Annotated in this window: 13 protein-coding genes; 1 reads left to right on the top strand and 12 read right to left on the bottom strand. The window is 36.2% G+C overall.

What is annotated here, in order from left to right:
* Positions 1-417 precede the first annotated feature (417 nt).
* The 4 genes from LIT25_28115 to LIT25_28100 all read right to left on the bottom strand — a co-directional run bounded on the left by LIT25_28115 (position 418) and on the right by LIT25_28100 (position 5,304).
* Entirely contained in the window at positions 418-552 is a 135-nt protein-coding gene (locus tag LIT25_28115; GenBank protein USK36611.1) for an FbpB family small basic protein, read from the bottom strand.
* A gap of 521 nt (positions 553-1,073) precedes the next feature.
* Entirely contained in the window at positions 1,074-1,394 is a 321-nt protein-coding gene (locus tag LIT25_28110; protein ID USK36610.1) for a hypothetical protein, read from the bottom strand.
* Positions 1,395-1,833: 439 nt separating this feature from the next.
* A complete protein-coding gene (locus LIT25_28105; GenBank protein ID USK36797.1) occupies positions 1,834-3,255 on the bottom strand; it encodes an aldehyde dehydrogenase family protein in 1,422 nt (473 codons plus the stop codon).
* 618 nt (positions 3,256-3,873) lie between these two features.
* Positions 3,874-5,304 (bottom strand): aspartate aminotransferase family protein, encoded by a 1,431-nt coding sequence (locus LIT25_28100; GenBank protein ID USK36609.1) that lies wholly within the window; start codon positions 5,302-5,304, stop codon positions 3,874-3,876.
* 367 nt (positions 5,305-5,671) lie between these two features.
* Between LIT25_28100 and LIT25_28095 the strand changes: the two genes are divergently transcribed.
* Positions 5,672-6,493: an AraC family transcriptional regulator gene (locus LIT25_28095; GenBank protein USK36608.1), complete on the top strand. Its 822-nt coding sequence runs from the start codon at positions 5,672-5,674 to the stop codon at positions 6,491-6,493.
* A gap of 651 nt (positions 6,494-7,144) precedes the next feature.
* Here the strand turns inward: LIT25_28095 and LIT25_28090 are convergent.
* From LIT25_28090 to LIT25_28055, 8 genes are all read right to left on the bottom strand, one after another.
* Entirely contained in the window at positions 7,145-7,336 is a 192-nt protein-coding gene (locus tag LIT25_28090; protein USK36607.1) for a hypothetical protein, read from the bottom strand.
* A 292-nt stretch (positions 7,337-7,628) separates the two neighbouring features.
* On the bottom strand, positions 7,629-7,808 hold the full coding sequence (locus LIT25_28085) for a hypothetical protein (protein ID USK36606.1): 180 nt from the start codon (positions 7,806-7,808) through the stop codon (positions 7,629-7,631).
* A 101-nt stretch (positions 7,809-7,909) separates the two neighbouring features.
* Complete coding sequence (locus LIT25_28080) at positions 7,910-9,022, bottom strand: dipeptide epimerase (GenBank protein USK36605.1); 1,113 nt, start codon at positions 9,020-9,022, stop codon at positions 7,910-7,912.
* On the bottom strand, positions 8,973-10,178 hold the full coding sequence (locus LIT25_28075; GenBank protein ID USK36604.1) for an amidohydrolase: 1,206 nt from the start codon (positions 10,176-10,178) through the stop codon (positions 8,973-8,975). The genes LIT25_28080 and LIT25_28075 overlap by 50 nt, the downstream gene beginning before the upstream one ends.
* A 74-nt stretch (positions 10,179-10,252) precedes the next feature.
* On the bottom strand, positions 10,253-11,671 hold the full coding sequence (locus tag LIT25_28070; protein USK36603.1) for a YfcC family protein: 1,419 nt from the start codon (positions 11,669-11,671) through the stop codon (positions 10,253-10,255).
* A gap of 384 nt (positions 11,672-12,055) precedes the next feature.
* Positions 12,056-13,351 (bottom strand): hypothetical protein, encoded by a 1,296-nt coding sequence (locus LIT25_28065; protein ID USK36602.1) that lies wholly within the window; start codon positions 13,349-13,351, stop codon positions 12,056-12,058.
* Positions 13,352-13,736: 385 nt separating this feature from the next.
* Complete coding sequence (locus LIT25_28060; GenBank protein ID USK36601.1) at positions 13,737-14,246, bottom strand: GNAT family N-acetyltransferase; 510 nt, start codon at positions 14,244-14,246, stop codon at positions 13,737-13,739.
* Positions 14,247-14,856: 610 nt separating this feature from the next.
* Positions 14,857-16,599 (bottom strand): ATP-binding cassette domain-containing protein, encoded by a 1,743-nt coding sequence (locus LIT25_28055; protein ID USK36600.1) that lies wholly within the window; start codon positions 16,597-16,599, stop codon positions 14,857-14,859.
* Between the last annotated feature and the right edge of the window lie 32 nt (positions 16,600-16,631).

Genomic DNA, 16,631 nt, shown 5'->3' with positions numbered 1-16,631 from the left:
GTTAGGTTCCCCCTTATTGTTTTTACTCATAATGGTTTATATAAATATTTGTTTTATAATAAATCGTTTAAATAGCTGTGTGAATTCAGTTTACAATAAATTATATGATTAAGAAAATCCATTCCTCCACAATCTGGCCCGATTGCGGAACAAGAAAAAACCCTGCATTTCAATATAACGGGTTCTGACATCTGTCACATTTTGTGAATTTGTATACGGAATTGTTATTAAATTTGTATAGAAAAAAGCCATGTATAATGATAATTTTTTTGTTTTATTGGTCGAATAAAAAATATAGAAAATACTCATTCTTCACTGGATGAGATTTTGTTTATTGTTCATTAAATGGTATTTAAATGAAAAACAGTGCAATCCATACGAGAATTGCACTGTCTTATCATTACTGTTATAAGCGATTTAGGCAAGCTTTTTTAATGTATGTCGTTTTTCTATGCGCTTCTCAATCATATCCATTGCCTTTTTGTCATTTAAAAGCTCTTTCTTGTTCTGCTCAATAAGCTCTTTCAATGATTTATAAGTATCTTTCCTCATCTAATTTCAACTCGCTTCATGTATTTTTTTCTGAATATTCTTATTATAATAATACACCGAAAGTAACCTATATAAACCTAATACATTTGAACAATGTGTGAAGGTTTTTACATAGTGTGCCTTGCAGAGGTGTATTTTCAAAAAAGGGTCGGTAAGTATTAAAAAACTAAAGCTACTTAAAACCATAAAATTGGTTACATATATATGAAGGCGACTTTATAAGAGCACCCTACCGACAAATGCTAGATGATACTCTCACAGAAGATCCTCCCTGTGGGAAATAGAAATTGGAACGAGATCAGAATACTCCCATAAAAAAAGCTTTGTATCATTTTTTATTATTATCCTAGTGCCAAATGGCCGAGGATTGGGGAACATGCTGCTAAGGGGTAGCGCTAGGAAAATGTTTTCTAATATGATTACCTACCTCCCTTCCTGGTAGGACAATTAGAGCATCTTAAGCAAGCGTAATTTGTCATATAGCAATCAATTATCATGAGTGTATCTGGGTATTGAAATAATTAAACAACGTTCTTATGTTCATCAAACTTTACACATTTATTGATGGGTATTTCACCTTCTGGAATAATAACTGGGACAGGCAAAAAACTGAGGTCTCCGGTAGAAGTAATAATGCGTTTAAACTCGATTCTTCCATTTAGATCAATATGTTCTCCCACTTCATACCTATGCATCTCATCACTTAGAATAGGAATAATAATAATGTTCTCTCCATTTATCATAATTCCTTGATGAACTCTAATAAAAGTGATGTAAGTGGAATGATATAAACCACTACTTTTATATGATCGTTTCTTATAAATTTCTCCTTTTATTCTCAAATACCTCACCTTTTCTGAAGCTGACTTTAGCAAACAAAAAATTATGAAATACTTTTCAGTTGGGGTTCATTTTTAAATCCCTTTCAAGAGTGATACTTCAAGTATTACGCCGCATGAATACCATTTTGGCAACGTACCTTGAGGGACTAATTCTACTTCCAATTCTCCGATTAAAAACTGTCATTCAAAAATATTATTTTCCTTATTGTAATATTAAAGATTTTAGCCACATCAGACCCTCCGAATTTAATAGATATGGCATTATAGGACCAAAAAGGTTTTAACCATTGTACTCACTTTTTACGTTACTAACAGGTAAGTAAGAATAAGAAGTAGTTAAATCCTACACATTTGAGATTTTGTGATTAGGAGTAAAAAAGAAAGGATGGTGTCTTTCCACCCTTTCTTTTTTAGATACATAGATAGACCTCTAGACAATCTATTTTTTGTTTACCATGATTGTTTTCGAGTTTGTATACTCGGCGAGTCCATCAAGAGAGTTTTCAATCCCTATACCAGATTGTTTGTGGCCGCCAAATGGAATACTTGGCGAGAAAACATGTACCTCATTGATCCATACCGTTCCAGTCTCAAGCCTTTCTGCTATAACTTTTGCAAGTGTAAGATTTTTACCCCATATAGATCCCGCAAGTCCGTAGACCGTGCTGTTAGCACGTTCGACGACCTCATCGTAATCACGATATTTTAAAATTGGAAGTACGGGACCAAATGCCTCTTCGGTTACTACTCGGGAATCTTCGGGTGGATTATCCACGATGGTAACGGGAACGAAATAGCCGGGGTGTTTCTCCACTTGCCCACCTAAGGCAATTTTCGCACCAATTTGCTTTGTATCCTCTATAAGTCCAACTACCTTTTCATATTGCATCCGATTTTGTATTGGACCAAGATCACTTTCGGGATCACTTCCATCACCCACCTTTACGGTTTTTGCATACTCAACCAGCTCATGAAGAACCTCATCGTATACGTCCTCATGGACATAAAGTCGCTTACATACTACACAAAATTGTGCACTGTTCTGGAAGGATGCCCAAAACAAATCTTTGGCAATAGCCTTGGGGTCTACATCTGGAAGAACGATGGCCGCATCGTTTCCACCTAGTTCTAACGTAACTCGCTTCAAGTTAGATGCCCCACTTTGCATCACTTTTTTACCGGTCTCCGTTGATCCAGTAAAACTAACTTTACTTATCTCTGGATACTCAGTAATCCATTGACCAAGTTCGTTCCCCCCCGAGACGATGTTCAGTACTCCATTCGGAAGGATCTCACGAGCGATTTCACCTAGCTTAAGCGTACATAAAGGTGTATATGGAGACGGTTTTAATACCACTGTATTACCCGCCATGAGAGCAGGCGCAATCTTCCAAATCGCTAGAAGAACCGGAAAATTCCATGGAGTAATGGCACCCACTACTCCAAGCGGTGTATGGTGTCGTTCAACGATATGCTCTGGTGTTTCTTCGATAACTTCTACATCCAATCGTTGTTTTGCAATCTCTTTGCACCAGTATATGGACCCATTAATTTCCCAATCTGCTCCTGATCGAGGCTTACCCTGCTCAAGAGTTAAGAGATTCATAAATTCATTTTTATGCTTGTTGATTGCGTCTCCTAACCGGCACAAGAAATCGCTACGTTCCTCGATTGTTTTATGCGACCATCCTTGGAAAGCATTTTTTGCTGCTCTAACTGCCGCATCCAAATCCTCTTTCTTCGCATCCGGAGCACTTGCAATCACTTCCTCATTGGCTGGATTGATAACTTTAATCATCCGATCCGAGGTTACGGCCTTCCCATCAATGGTCATCGTGTATGTTTTGTTAAATATATCCATATTTATCGCTTCCAAATTTATGACCCCCATTTGCAAATACTTTTATCACTTATTTAAGGACTCCTTATGTAATCTTCCATGTTGTAAATTCTTTCTTTCTAGTTTCGTATTTCGACCATCTGATAGCTTTACAAATAAAAGTCTTATCGATTCTACTTACCATCATGCTTCATAAACTGAATTAACTGTAATTAATCAACATTCCACTATATGTTTACATTCTTCATTATCTTTTTTACTTTTCATTCCCTTACTGAAAAGTGGCATTTATGAATTACAAGCCTTTTCGATAATACTTATATTTTATTTAGGAGAGTTTTTTTGATTTCCCTCTCAGCAGACCAATTTCCTAAACAGTTACCAATTTCATCTTTCCATAACTATATGCAGTAAATAACATGGCAGTAAAAGAAACAAGGTAAGGTAAGATGATATCATACCCCATTTGGAAGCGATTACATTATTCCCGAACAGCATCATTGAAGCTATAGGAGACATAAAAACCACACCAAACATGACAAGATTTCTCATTTCAAGGTGCGTTTTAACTCTTGTTTATATCCAAGTGATCATGGATTTAATTGTGGATCCATTCCTTATTAGTCTGAAATGGTAACATTAGGATTGCTGCCATTCTCCACTTTCCAAATAGTCAAGTGCATAATCCAGTGCATCCATTGCTTTATCGATGTCTTCGCGACTAACATTCAAAGATGCGCCAATTCTCATTGTATTAGGCATTACTCCACCAATCAGCACTCCTTTTTCTAGCGCTTTTTTCATAATGATTTGTGTTGGGATTTGATTTGGATTCATCCCGTGCGTAAAGTTCCGGTCCAATTTTACGTAAGGAGTCTTAGTCTTGGTATTCACAATATCTACTATCCATAAAAGGCCATATCCGTCGAAATTGCCTATACTTTTATGTTTTTCTTTCAGAAGTTCAAGTTTACTACTTATATACTCGCCGCTATTCTTCGCTTGCTCAACAAAGTTCTCTTCCATCATCACTTCTAAATTTGCACAGACCGCAGCCATCGCAACTGGATGACCAGCATAGGTGGATACTGACTCCCATCGGTGCTTATCCATAAACGCTGCAATTTCCTTACTAACTAAGACAGCGCCAGCAGGGAGTGAGGAACTGGAGAGTCCTTTACCCATAGTGATTATATCTGGCTGTACCTCATAATGCTGATATCCAAACCACTTCCCTGTCCGCCCAAAGCCAGTAAGAACTTCATCATTAATCCAAAGGACACCTAGTTCTTTTGTCATTTTTCGGATCTGTGGAATGTATTCATATGGGGGCATAGCAGAGCCTGCACCTTGCGATACTTCAGTTATCACTGCTGCCACTTGTTCCGGACCATAGTTTTCGATCATACGACGTGTATACTTTACACTCAACAATTCCCCGTTTTCATCTTTTAGGCAGTTGCCGTTCGAATCCTGAAACATGTTAGGGGATGGCGCCATCAAAACAGCACTATTATATGATGAACCGGGTATTTGTGCTGAAAAAGATTCTGAATTTTCCCCAACTAAACCACTTCGATATGACCTTAATCGAGTAACAGTTGCAGCTCCACCAGTCCAACCATGATAATCGTGTTCTCGTGTAACCACTAGTGGGCGATTTGTATATAACCTCGCTATGTTCAGTGCCGTTTCCACTGCTTCACTTCCTGTTGATACGAACCTTACTTTTCCTGGCCAGTCTTCATCACCTAAAATATCCTCAATAATTATCTTTGCTGCTTTGGCTTTATAATCAGTTGCATAAGTATCCCATACAAAACCATATCGGTCTAAAGCCTCCTTGATCGCAGCATTAACTTTTGGATTTTTCTGACCTAAATTGACACAATAAAGTTGATTGAAGAAATCTAATAATCTTGTGCCATCAGGCATAATCAAGTAGTCACCTTCTGTTGATTCAATCGGTACTGGTTGATACTCATTTTGGGTACTAAACGTCCTCATCAGGTATTTACGATCCCATTCTTTAACTTGCTCCCAGTTTATTTTTTGCATTGTTAAATTCATATTTTGATCCCTTCCTTTCCCCTTTGTTGCATTAAGTGTATTATATTCCTAATGATTAATATTGAAAAAATCGGAACATTACAAATTTTTATTTTTTTGTTATAATCTAAAGTTTTAGAAACTTAATTCTATTAATTATTGCCTTTGAAAAATTTTCATTCGCGGCACAAACGAAATGATTGATTAGCTAAAAATATAAAAGTGGGTGATAGAAGAAGAGCATTGTACTATTAGAGAATAGGGAGCAAACTTTTGTCTAAATTTCCAAGGTAAAAAAATATAATAACAACCTGCTCTTAACAATTGTATATCTATAAAAAAGCTCCATAGGTATTCCTAGAGATTTTCAAAGGAACGGAGGAAATTTATGATTAATAAAAACGTACGAAACACATTACAAACTATTCATTATTTTCCCTTTCAACCTGGATTGAAATCCAATACTGATTATTATATAGAGCTAAAACCAATACAGGATTCTGCCCAACTTCCAATCATATTATTCTATCAGTTTAAGATTGATCATCTTAAAGACTGGGTCCCGGCCCTTCCCGACGGATGTATCGAGTTTATTTTTTGCTGTAATCCGAAAAAACCCTCTGCTCATATTTACGGTAGTTTATTGCAAATTAAACAATTACATTTCCAACCCGGATATGAGCACTTTGGGGTTCGCATTTTACCTGAGCATGCAATTAAATTTGTTAATAATGCCATGCCTGATATTATAGATAAGAAACTTCCTCTTTGTAATATCATTTCACTAGAAGATTCAATTGTTGACAGAATAGCAGAACAAAATTCATTTCATAAGAGGATAGAGCTGTTCGAAAAAATTGGAAAATGTATTGAATTTAGAGAGATACCCAAGATTGTTGATTATTCTATAAAAAAAATATATTTATCCAAAGGAAACTTTAATATGAAAGACCTAGTAGAAGATACTGGTTATTCCGATCGATATTTACGAATGAAGTTTGCGGAGATAGTTGGAATTCCACCAAAGCTTTTTAGTCAGATCATTAGATTCCAAAAGGCTTTCTTTCTGCTTACTAATGAACGCACCTCTTTTTCAGATGTGGTGGATGAATTCGGATATTGTGATCAAGCTCATCTTATTAATGATTTTAAAAAGTTTAATCTATTTAAACCTGCCCAATTAAAGAACAATACCATTATTACTAAGTAGAATGATCATTTACCGGATGAATATCTGCTCCAACTAGAGACTTTCCCTACTAGAGCGTTTGAATAAAATATCCAGAAAATTGTGTATTCTCATCTCCAAAAAAAGCAAAATTGGGGGACAAATTTCAAATTGGTTCTTTCCGCCCAAGCTAATATATGCAAGGTGTTTTGAATAAAGGTGCAAAAGTTGCTGGAAGTTAGGAAGGGTCTTGTCTTAAGGGAATGGCTATATCTGAATCCTAGAAAGATCGTGGCAAAGGGTATGTATAATCATGTTCTTGTTCGCGGCAAACGCTCTCTAGGTTAGATTTAAAACTTGCTGTTTCTAAATATCAAAAAAAGCATCCATTGTCTTACCTGAATCTACTTTTCTATCAGTGTTTATTATTTTCTTCATTACTTTTGGGCTCGGAATGTATTCTTTATCATTGCAAAGTTTTGAAACAGTATTACGTGAAACCTTACTATCCTTTGAAAACTCCTAATGACTTTAACAAATGTTCATGAAAAGAACTTTTTTTGTTACGTGCATTTGAAAAACCCGTGAAGTCACTGTGCCCGTTTAATAAAAAAAGGAAAGCAATATCATTCAATCCGTTGATGATTTGCTTTCCCTTTTTAATATCTTCTTATTTCGACAAAATCCGAGGCGTCACTGTGACGAATTCAAAGTCTTAATCAAAATAGAAGCAGCTTCCTCCGTTATGTGCTTCCCTGATTGACCTTCAACTGTTTGACTAGACTTCGAAGTTGTCCATTGTCCAGCTTCCCTTGAAACGATTAGAATATGTACAAACGAAGATTGAAAAACATTCCTTCTAACAAGGTTAACTAAATCTGACATAGGACGACTCCTTTAACAATATTTTCGATACACTAGGTATAAAATCTTTTGCACCCTTTCTATTTCTTGAATATTTCTACAAATTTCGGCATCATACTTATTTTAACTATATATAATCGATCGAGTATGAATATAAGGTAAATTATTTGTTAACGATCCTTTAGAAACCACCTTGTTGCAATATAAGAACATAAAGAATAACCCATTCCTGCCATTTGGAATGGGTTAAGTCTTTTTTTAGGGATATGCCCTATATTCCTATTCGACAAATTTCAGGTCGCTACTGTGACCATTAAGGCATCATAATAAGTGATACAATCCTCCAATATCCATCTCTGAGAGCGCCTGTAATTTCAAGATCGATGTCTTTTCCTGCTGCCCCACCATCGAGTTCAAATGGAAGGCACTTAAACTGCCCAACTTGTAAATCTCCACCAGACTCCACAAGAAGTTTTCCTTCCGAACTTAACATCGTGTTACCCGCAGGATGAAGGACAAGTAGTAGTAGTAGTTCTAATTCAATTTTGGTTTCGTCTATCTCGATCCAAATCGTAGGGACTGCAACCTTAAGGATTAGACATCAACTTGTATTTTTCTAGTTGTCATTTGCTCTAATGCGAATGGGTCTATGTCTATACCAAAACCAGGTTTTTTAGATAATGATATTGAGTTTGTTGTGAATGGCAAGTGGGCAATATCTTTTGAGAACATTAATGGACCAACAAGCTCGTGGCTTTGGATTGATTTTTTCGCTGTTGCAAGGTGCAAACCGGCGGCGGATGCGATGGCTGATTCTACCATAGAACCGACTTGACATGTCATTCCAGCCATTTCAGCCATGTGGACGAGTTGACTTCCTCGATATAGGCCACCACATTTCATTAGCTTAAGATTGATTTTATCTGCAGCCTTTTTTGCGATAACCTCTCGCATTTCTTTTAATCCATGTAATCCTTCGTCAATCATAACAGGAATCTTTGTTTTGCTTCGAACTTCTGCTAAAGCATCGATATCATCTGCTGCTACAGGTTGTTCAATCCAATCGATATCACATTCTTCAATTTTTCGAATTACTGAAAGTGCCTGCGATGAAGTTTGCCATCCTTGATTGGCATCCACCCGAATTGGAAAGCTTTGACCAACCGCCGCCCTAACGGCCTTAATTCGCTCAACATCTTTCCTAACATCTGTCCCAACCTTTAATTTTATGGAGGAATACCCTTCTTCCTTTGCTTTCCTTGCTTGTTTTGCCATTTCATCCGGTTCCAAAATGCTTAATACTTTTGGAACCTCAAGCTGATCATGGTATCTTCCACCTAACAGATCATAAACAGGTACTCCTGCCTTTTTCCCCATTAAATCATAACATGCAATATCAACAGCTGCTTTCACAGTCGGATTTCCATATAAGAGTTGGTCCATTTTCTCATGAATTGCTTCAATCCGAAAAGGATTCTCTCCTTTTACTGCTGGTAATATTAATTGTGATAATGCTACGATGACACCATCAAAGGTTTCACCTGTAACATGTTCATCAGGTGTTGCTTCCCCATACCCTATGATCCCTTCATCCGTATGTAACTCAACAATGACGGATGGCATATTTACATATTTATGGTAGCTAATAATAAACGGCTCAATGAAAGGTAGATGAATACCGTAGATTGTTGCTGATGTTATTCGCATCACACCTACTCCTTTCTAGAAAGTCTAATACTGCTCCTGATATTAGTTTAACTGATGGAACAAACACCGTTTCATCAATATCAAATTTGGGATGGTGATGGCCATATGGAGAGTCATCTTTTCCAACCCCGATAAACGTATACATCCCTGGAATATCATAGGTATAGCAGGAAAAATCTTCACTTCCTAATAAAGGATCTATATCTACAACTCTTTCTTCTTCAAATAATTCCACAGCTTTTTCTTTCATTAAAGAACATAATGCTTCATCATTTACAACAGCCGAATCGCCATAAGAATAGTCAAGTTCATATCTTCCATTATAAGAAAGGCATATTCCAGCTAAAATTTTATCTAGTCTTTCATGGATTTGCTTAGAGATTTTTTTGCTAAATTGACGTACCGTTCCCGATAAATAGGCAGTATCAGGAATAACATTATAGGTGGATCCTGATTTCAATTCGCCAATGCTTACAACAGCTTGATCTAAAGGGTGTAACGACCTGCTTACGATTGTATGAATTTGTGTAATCGCTTGTGCTGCGAGAAGGGTTGGATCAACCGTTTCGTTTGGCATCGACCCATGACCGCCTTTTCCAAATATACGAATTCTAAATTTATCTGCACCCGCCATAACTGGACCACTACGAATACCGATCGTGCCTGTAGGTAGGGGCTGCCAAAGGTGATAACCAAAAATCGCCTCCACTCCCTCTAGTCCATTATTTTTAACAATATCATTTGCACCACCTGGGACTGCTTCTTCAGCATGTTGGAAAATAAAACGGATTGTACCACTCCAACGCTCACGATTTTCCACAAAGAAGTGTACAAGCCCAAGTAAAATTGCCATATGCCCATCATGACCACACGCATGCATCACACCTTTATTCTTTGAAGAAAAAGGTAAGTCTGTTTCTTCTTCAACTTGTAATGCATCCATATCAGCCCGAATCGCAACCATTTTCCCAGACTTAGTTCCTTGCAAATCGACAGCAACATCTTTTCCTGAAAAGGAAAACGGTGTTAGACCTAATAACATCAACTCTCGTTTAATAAATTCCCGTGTTTTTACCTCTTCATGAGAAACTTCTGGATATTGATGAAAATGTCGACGATAGTCAACCATTTTTCTTTCTAATTCAGACCAATCCATTTAACTCTCTCCCTTTACTCTTGCTTGAATTTTTAGTTACATATTATTTTATAAATATGAGTCTAACTCCGTTTTTACTGATAACCAATTAGATGAGCGATTGATACAAAAATTGCACCAAGTGTGTAATGAATTAAAATGAGTGGCCAAATCCATTTTACCCATTTAATCCAGGAAATCCCTGCCAATGCTAACCCAGCCATAAAGTAGCCGGATGTTGGTGTGAATATATTAGAAATACCATCCCCAAATTGGAATGCTAACACTGCGGTTTGTCTTGTAACACCTACTAAATCACCTAGTGGTGCCATAATCGGCATCGTTAAAGCCGCCTGACCACTTCCAGAGGGAACAATATAATTGATTAAACATTGAACCAAGTACATCCCTATTGCTGATAATTGTGATGGCAACGACCCAACTGCACTTGCGAGTGAATACAAAATCGAATCCATTATTTTTCCATCTTGCAATACAACTAGAATGCCATGGGCAACTCCCACAACTAGCGCTCCAAGAACAAGAACCTGGCAGCCTTCAATAAATGATTCAGACATTTGGCTAAACGACATTTTTGAAACTAGACCAATCGCTATACCCATAATGAGGAAAAGACCGGCGATTTCAGTAAGAAACCAACCATATTTACTTACCCCAAAAGCTAATGTAACTAGAGAGAGGAAAAGGACAATAAATGCAGCTTTATGTTGACCCGTAAACTCCACTTTTTCCTGTTTTTCAAGTGAACTAAATATTTGTCTGCTTTCTTGAAAAACAAGACTTTTTTCAGGATTTTCTTTAATTTTTCTTGCATATCGCATAACATACAAAATACTGACACTTAAAAAGATGACAAAAAAGATGATTCGTAAGCCAAGTCCAGAAAATATCGGTAGTTGAGCGATTCCTTGTGCAACTCCAACAGTAAATGGGTTCATAAAAGCAGCAGTAAATCCAGCTGATGTTCCTAATAAAACTACCGCTGCACCAACCATTGAATCAAAACCAAGCATAATAACGAGTGGGACCATAATCGTTATATAAGGAAGCGTTTCTTCTGCAAGACCCAGCATAGCGCCTCCAAGGGCAAAAAACGTCATCAGTACCGGAATGAGAAGTTGTTCTTTTCCTTGAATTTTGCTTGAAATACTGTGAACAGCTCCTTCAATCGCTCCAGTCGCACGCAGAATCCCAAACGAACCCCCGACAATAAAAATGTAAAAAATAATGCTTGCAGAGTTAACCATACCTGTATGAATAGATTGAAAAATATCAAGAAAGGATGCAGCAGAACTTTCAACAGTACTATAGCTGCCATCTACAACCACAGTTCTACCTTGTTCGTTTTCTACACGTTCATATTCACCGGAAGGTACTATATAAGTACTGATAGTCGCAAGGATGATAACAGAAATTAAAATAACAAAAACGTGCGGAACCCTCCATTTTGGATTTTGCACCTTTTGACCACTCGTTTGCACATTAACAGACATTCACATCGCTCCTTTTAATTTAATAGGTTTTAAATCCCTCATAAAATCTCGTCGTAAATATGTCGCTTTTTAAAAAAGTGATAATTTTACTGCTGGATATAACCTTGATAACTGCAAAAAGAATAAAAATACATGAATGCCTTGGGACCTTCCACCTTTTCAACTAGTTTGCCTTAACTTCACCTTCCTCTTCTCAAGTTTTTAGATTTTAGAAAATCCATTACTGCTTTTCGTCGTAAATATGTCGCTTTTCACCAAAAAAAAGGTATTAATTTTCAAACTATTATAAATAATATAAATAATTAATTTATCATTGTCAATGTTCAAAAAAAAATCTAATAAAAAATAGCTCCATTAAATATAAGGAGCTACTTTTTTAAACTACTATTTTAATCGAAATGTATAAATGGCTCTAGGTCTTCCCTGCTGGTGCAGTTGTTCTTCACCAATTTTAATGACTAATTGTTGTTCTATCAGCTTTTTCATTAATCTTTCAGCTGTTCGTCTTGTAACATTAAAGTTTTCGGAGATATCTTCGGCTGTAAACCGATTAACCGGAAGATTGTTTATGAAGTGAAGGAAATGATTGAACTTTGCAACACTTATTCCAGCTTTTTTTGACATCTCTTGAATCCTTTTGTCTTCACTTTTTAGTTGATATTCCTTGCTTGTTTTTTCCCCTAATGGTCCAATAATTCTTTCATCATCAGTGACAATAAAAGCGATGTTTTTACTTTGATGCTTTTCTGCATGAGATAAAGCTATTTTCGCATTACGTTTTGCTTCGTTTGACGTTAGTCCGAATCCAATCCCCATTTTAATCGTAATCAGAGGATGATTATTCATATAGTGATTAAGTGGGTATGTTTGATAGAAGCTTGTAGCCTTCTCCATTGTCCCTCTTGTGCTATAAAAAACAAACAATCCATCCTCAATATATTGAATGGTACCTTCAAATTCGGAATCAAAATGAAGCAATATATCATGGGCCAAAAAATCTTCAACTTCTTCAGCTTCAACTAAAATATAACCAACTGCAACTTGAGACTGCTCTGTTTGATAAAGTTTAGATTTTACAACTGCCTCATGGATTGTGTTCAAAATATTCTTTTTTGGATCAATCATTTTCTGACACTTAATACCTTTTGAAAGAAGTGCATCATAGACAGCATGAATACTAGTTAAGGTTATATCTACTTTTCCTTGCTTGTGAAGCTGCTCATGATAGCAGACAATCTCTTTAGTGGAAAAAGAGGATGAAACCTCATTATTAAGAATAAAAGGATAATCGATTACCCATAAATTTTTCTCGTCAAGCTGAAAATCATGTAAGCATTGCAACAGAATGGAGCGGTCAGGCAAATCAATAGAAATCCTATCAAGTGGAAAGCCTTCAGAATAAAGCAATCTAAATATAGAAATAGATACCATATATTCATCATTTGAGATATAGACGCTGGGCTTTTTATATGTCAATAGTGCAGTTCGCGCAAAGTAATAAGGCAATACTCCAGAAAAAAGTAAAACATCACAATATTTTGCACTCTCAATTTGATCAACCACTTCATTAGGATTTTTATAAATAAATGGAACTATGGAAATCTCAGCTAATTCCTTTGTATACTCTTGCACTTGATCAACAAAAGCCGAGGAGCCAAATAAGGCAATTTGTGTAGTCACAAAAACCCCCCCCATCCCTATTCTACAAAAATCCTTTTTCCTCGAGTCTGTACTTTATTTTAGTTTCTTACAATAAATTCTGATTTCATTTTAATGAAATAGGCAGATTTTCCCACAAAACTGGTATTCAAGGAAAGCCACCCGTTAGCTTATTAAGAAAATATATTTTAAATAAAAGTCTCTGGTTGAGTTCTTCTTTTATTTTCACTTTCAAAAACATAGGCTGGAGCATTTCCTATAACTTTTACACCATCATCACAAAGACAAGTACCTGTCTCTTCAGATAAAGCAATTACAGAAATCTATTCTTCTATAGCTCTCGATGTACAGTTTGGAGAAGGATTTCATTCTTTTCTTTTCTTCCTCCTCAGGATTCAAAGGATAGTTAGATTTCATTCGCAAACAACCTAACCTCTTGAGAATCATTAGAAAACTTAACCATTCGTTCAAATTGCAACCCCAGCTTTTCAAGTAGTTTAGCAGAACTGTGATTGTTTGGAGAAGTTATAGCCACTATGCGATTAAGACCTAAAACGTCTTTTCCATACGCCATTACTGCAGAGGCTGACTCATAGGCATATCCTTTCGCCCAAAACCTGGAAAGAAAGGCAAATCCAATATCCACATCTTCCAAGGCATCCCTTTTTATCAGACCGCAGATCCCAATAGGAATACCTTCCTCTTTCAATTCGGTCAAATACAGACCGAACCCCAAACGATCATACATTTCAACGGGTCCTTTCAAAATATAATTTCGCGCATCTTCGAGGGTTCTCACACCCTTATCCCCGATAAACTGGAACCATGAAGGCTCATTCAAAAGCTCAAGTATAAACTCCGCATCATCAGTTGATATCCAACGAAGTACTAATCGATTTGTTTCAATAACTTTCAAAGTAGATACACCCCTTTTCTAAGGTCTATAAATGAACCAATACAAGTCAGAGTCTGGTCTCTCCTCCCCACGGGCATAGCTGCCAAACTCTCTAGTCGTATGAAGAAATCATGACTCTTCGTTTCATTCTGATGCCAAGTCTGTCCTTTTCTCCCTGGGACACAGACACTGGTATTACCCCATCGCCATCAAGCTGAAAAACTAGAATATCCCCAAAACCAAAAAATGAACTAAATTCTCAAAAATCACTATTGTTATTTAAAATTGTTTGTTTTAGGTGCACTTAAAAATATTAGCTTGACGGTGATGCGTCAGGACCCCTATTAGTCATAATAACCATTATTTCAAAATCACTGCATTTACACAATAAGTTACTCCAGAAAGTGGCCCTTTAATTGAATAACACGAATGGCGTTTTTGAAAATCTTTATGTTAATCCACATTTAAAAATGGAATTTGGTAATAGCTATATTATAATCTTTTGTATATATTGACATATATTATAACAACAAAATAAACATATATAATATTGTATGTTATATAGAAAAAACACCGTTCATTTTTTGAACGGTGCTAATAGTAGTCATTTAATAGCGTTTCATCAGATTCTTTATACAATCTTAGTATCTTGGTTATAATTTACCACTTCTTCATTAAACATGTGCCAATTTAATACTTGAGGAAATCCATATTCTAATAATTCTGCTGAAAACTGAGAGATGATGGGTGGCTTTAATTTTAGCGAATGAAGCTTTTGATAGTTTTGAAAGAATACTTCTTTAGGACAACCCTCAAGTACAATTTTCCCTGCGTCTATGACTAATACTCTACTAGCGTATTGAGCAACTACTTCCATATCATGAGTAATCATGACCACTGTTGCTCCTTTTTCCTTTACCAACTTTTCCATTAAGGTTAAGAGAGCTTTTAAGCTTTGATCATCCTGACCGGTGGTGGGTTCATCCAGCAAGATAATCTTTGGATCTGAAACTAGCATTGTAGCTACAGCTAACCTTTGCCGTTCCCCTCTGCTTAAGGAAAAAGGATGTTCTTTTCTTTTCTTTTGCAGCCCTACAGTATTGATAGCCAGTTCTACTTGTTCACTGATGACATCTTCACTATAGCCCCTATTTTTTAAACCAAATTGGACTTCCTCCTCAACAGTGTTACAAAATAGCTGATTATCAGGATTTTGAAAAACATATCCAATATCTAAAATGATATCTTGGACTTTATAGTTTTTAGTATCCTTGTTATTGATTTCGACTTTACCTTCAGATGGCTTTAATAATCCGATTAGATTCTTCATTAATGTAGATTTGCCGCATCCATTATGCCCTACAATGGCTAAAAGTTCCCCTTTATTAACTTCTACGTTAATATCAAAAAGGATTTGTTTATCTTTCTGATAACTGAAGTTCACATCTTCTATTTTAGCAACGATTTCTTGGTTACTGCTTTTCAAGTTATTTTCATATATTGGCAGAGTCAATTTCTTAGTAACAAGTAAATCTTTAACCCACTCAGAAATTTCTTTTTTTGATATAGGAAAGGAATCGTATTTAAACCCTTTGTGAAACAGAAACTTACCCAGTCGTATATGATCTGGAATACGTATTCCTAACTCATCCAATTCATTAAAATGATTATATAATATTTCGCTCGGATGCCCGTTATATAGTATTTCTCCTTCATCCATAATGATGACTCTGTCAACAAACTCAATAAGATCGTTTAAATCATGTTCTATAATAAGAAATGTCGTATCAATTTCTTCCTTTAATTCTGCTAATATATCCATGACTTCTTGTTTGCTGACTGGATCCAGGTCCGTTGTAGGATCATCAAGAATTAAGATTGATGGTAGCATCGCTAAGTTACTTGCAATTGACACCTTTTGTTTTTGCCCACCGGATAAAGAGAACGTTATTTGCTTTTTAATATCTTCTAATCTAAGCTTTTGCAGCCCATAGTGTACCCGTTCTTTTATTACTTCTTGAGTATATCCTTGGCATTCTACCCCAAAGGCAATTTCATCTTCCACTCTTATTGAAAAAATTTGGTCTTCAGGGTTTTGAAAAACCATTCCTATTTCTGAGGCAAGAGAATGCATAGGCACACTTTGTGTATTCTTTCCGTTGATGATTACTTCTCCATCTAATTTACCCTCAGCGAGATGAGGAATGATACCGTTTAAGCATTTAGCCAAAGTTGTCTTGCCACTTCCGCTTGTACCAGTAATGAGGACAAACTCGCCCTTCTGGATCTCTAAGTCTATATTATTCAATGTATTAATTTCTACCCCGGGGTATGAATAACTTAGGCCTTTCACCTCAATAATATTATTGCTCATATTCTCACTCCTTTTTGTGAGGTTTTTGACGG

It is taken from the genome of Bacillus sp. F19, assembly GCA_023823795.1.
Lineage (GTDB): Bacteria > Bacillota > Bacilli > Bacillales > Bacillaceae > Bacillus_P.
This window is presented reverse-complemented; position numbering and strand designations above follow the sequence as displayed.

Excerpts from the sequence above, each read along its gene's own strand:
- LIT25_28095 (USK36608.1), top strand. The coding sequence starts at position 5,672 with ATGATTAATAAAAACGTACGAAACACATTACAAACTATTCATTATTTT.
- LIT25_28105 (USK36797.1), bottom strand. The coding sequence starts at position 3,255 with ATGGATATATTTAACAAAACATACACGATGACCATTGATGGGAAGGCC.
- LIT25_28080 (USK36605.1), bottom strand. The coding sequence starts at position 9,022 with ATGCGAATAACATCAGCAACAATCTACGGTATTCATCTACCTTTCATT.
- LIT25_28055 (USK36600.1), bottom strand. The coding sequence starts at position 16,599 with ATGAGCAATAATATTATTGAGGTGAAAGGCCTAAGTTATTCATACCCC.
- LIT25_28075 (USK36604.1), bottom strand. The coding sequence starts at position 10,178 with ATGGATTGGTCTGAATTAGAAAGAAAAATGGTTGACTATCGTCGACAT.
- LIT25_28085 (USK36606.1), bottom strand. The coding sequence starts at position 7,808 with ATGTTAAGTTCGGAAGGAAAACTTCTTGTGGAGTCTGGTGGAGATTTA.
- LIT25_28090 (USK36607.1), bottom strand. The coding sequence starts at position 7,336 with ATGTCAGATTTAGTTAACCTTGTTAGAAGGAATGTTTTTCAATCTTCG.
- LIT25_28100 (USK36609.1), bottom strand. The coding sequence starts at position 5,304 with ATGAATTTAACAATGCAAAAAATAAACTGGGAGCAAGTTAAAGAATGG.
- LIT25_28070 (USK36603.1), bottom strand. The coding sequence starts at position 11,671 with ATGTCTGTTAATGTGCAAACGAGTGGTCAAAAGGTGCAAAATCCAAAA.
- LIT25_28115 (USK36611.1), bottom strand. The coding sequence starts at position 552 with ATGAGGAAAGATACTTATAAATCATTGAAAGAGCTTATTGAGCAGAAC.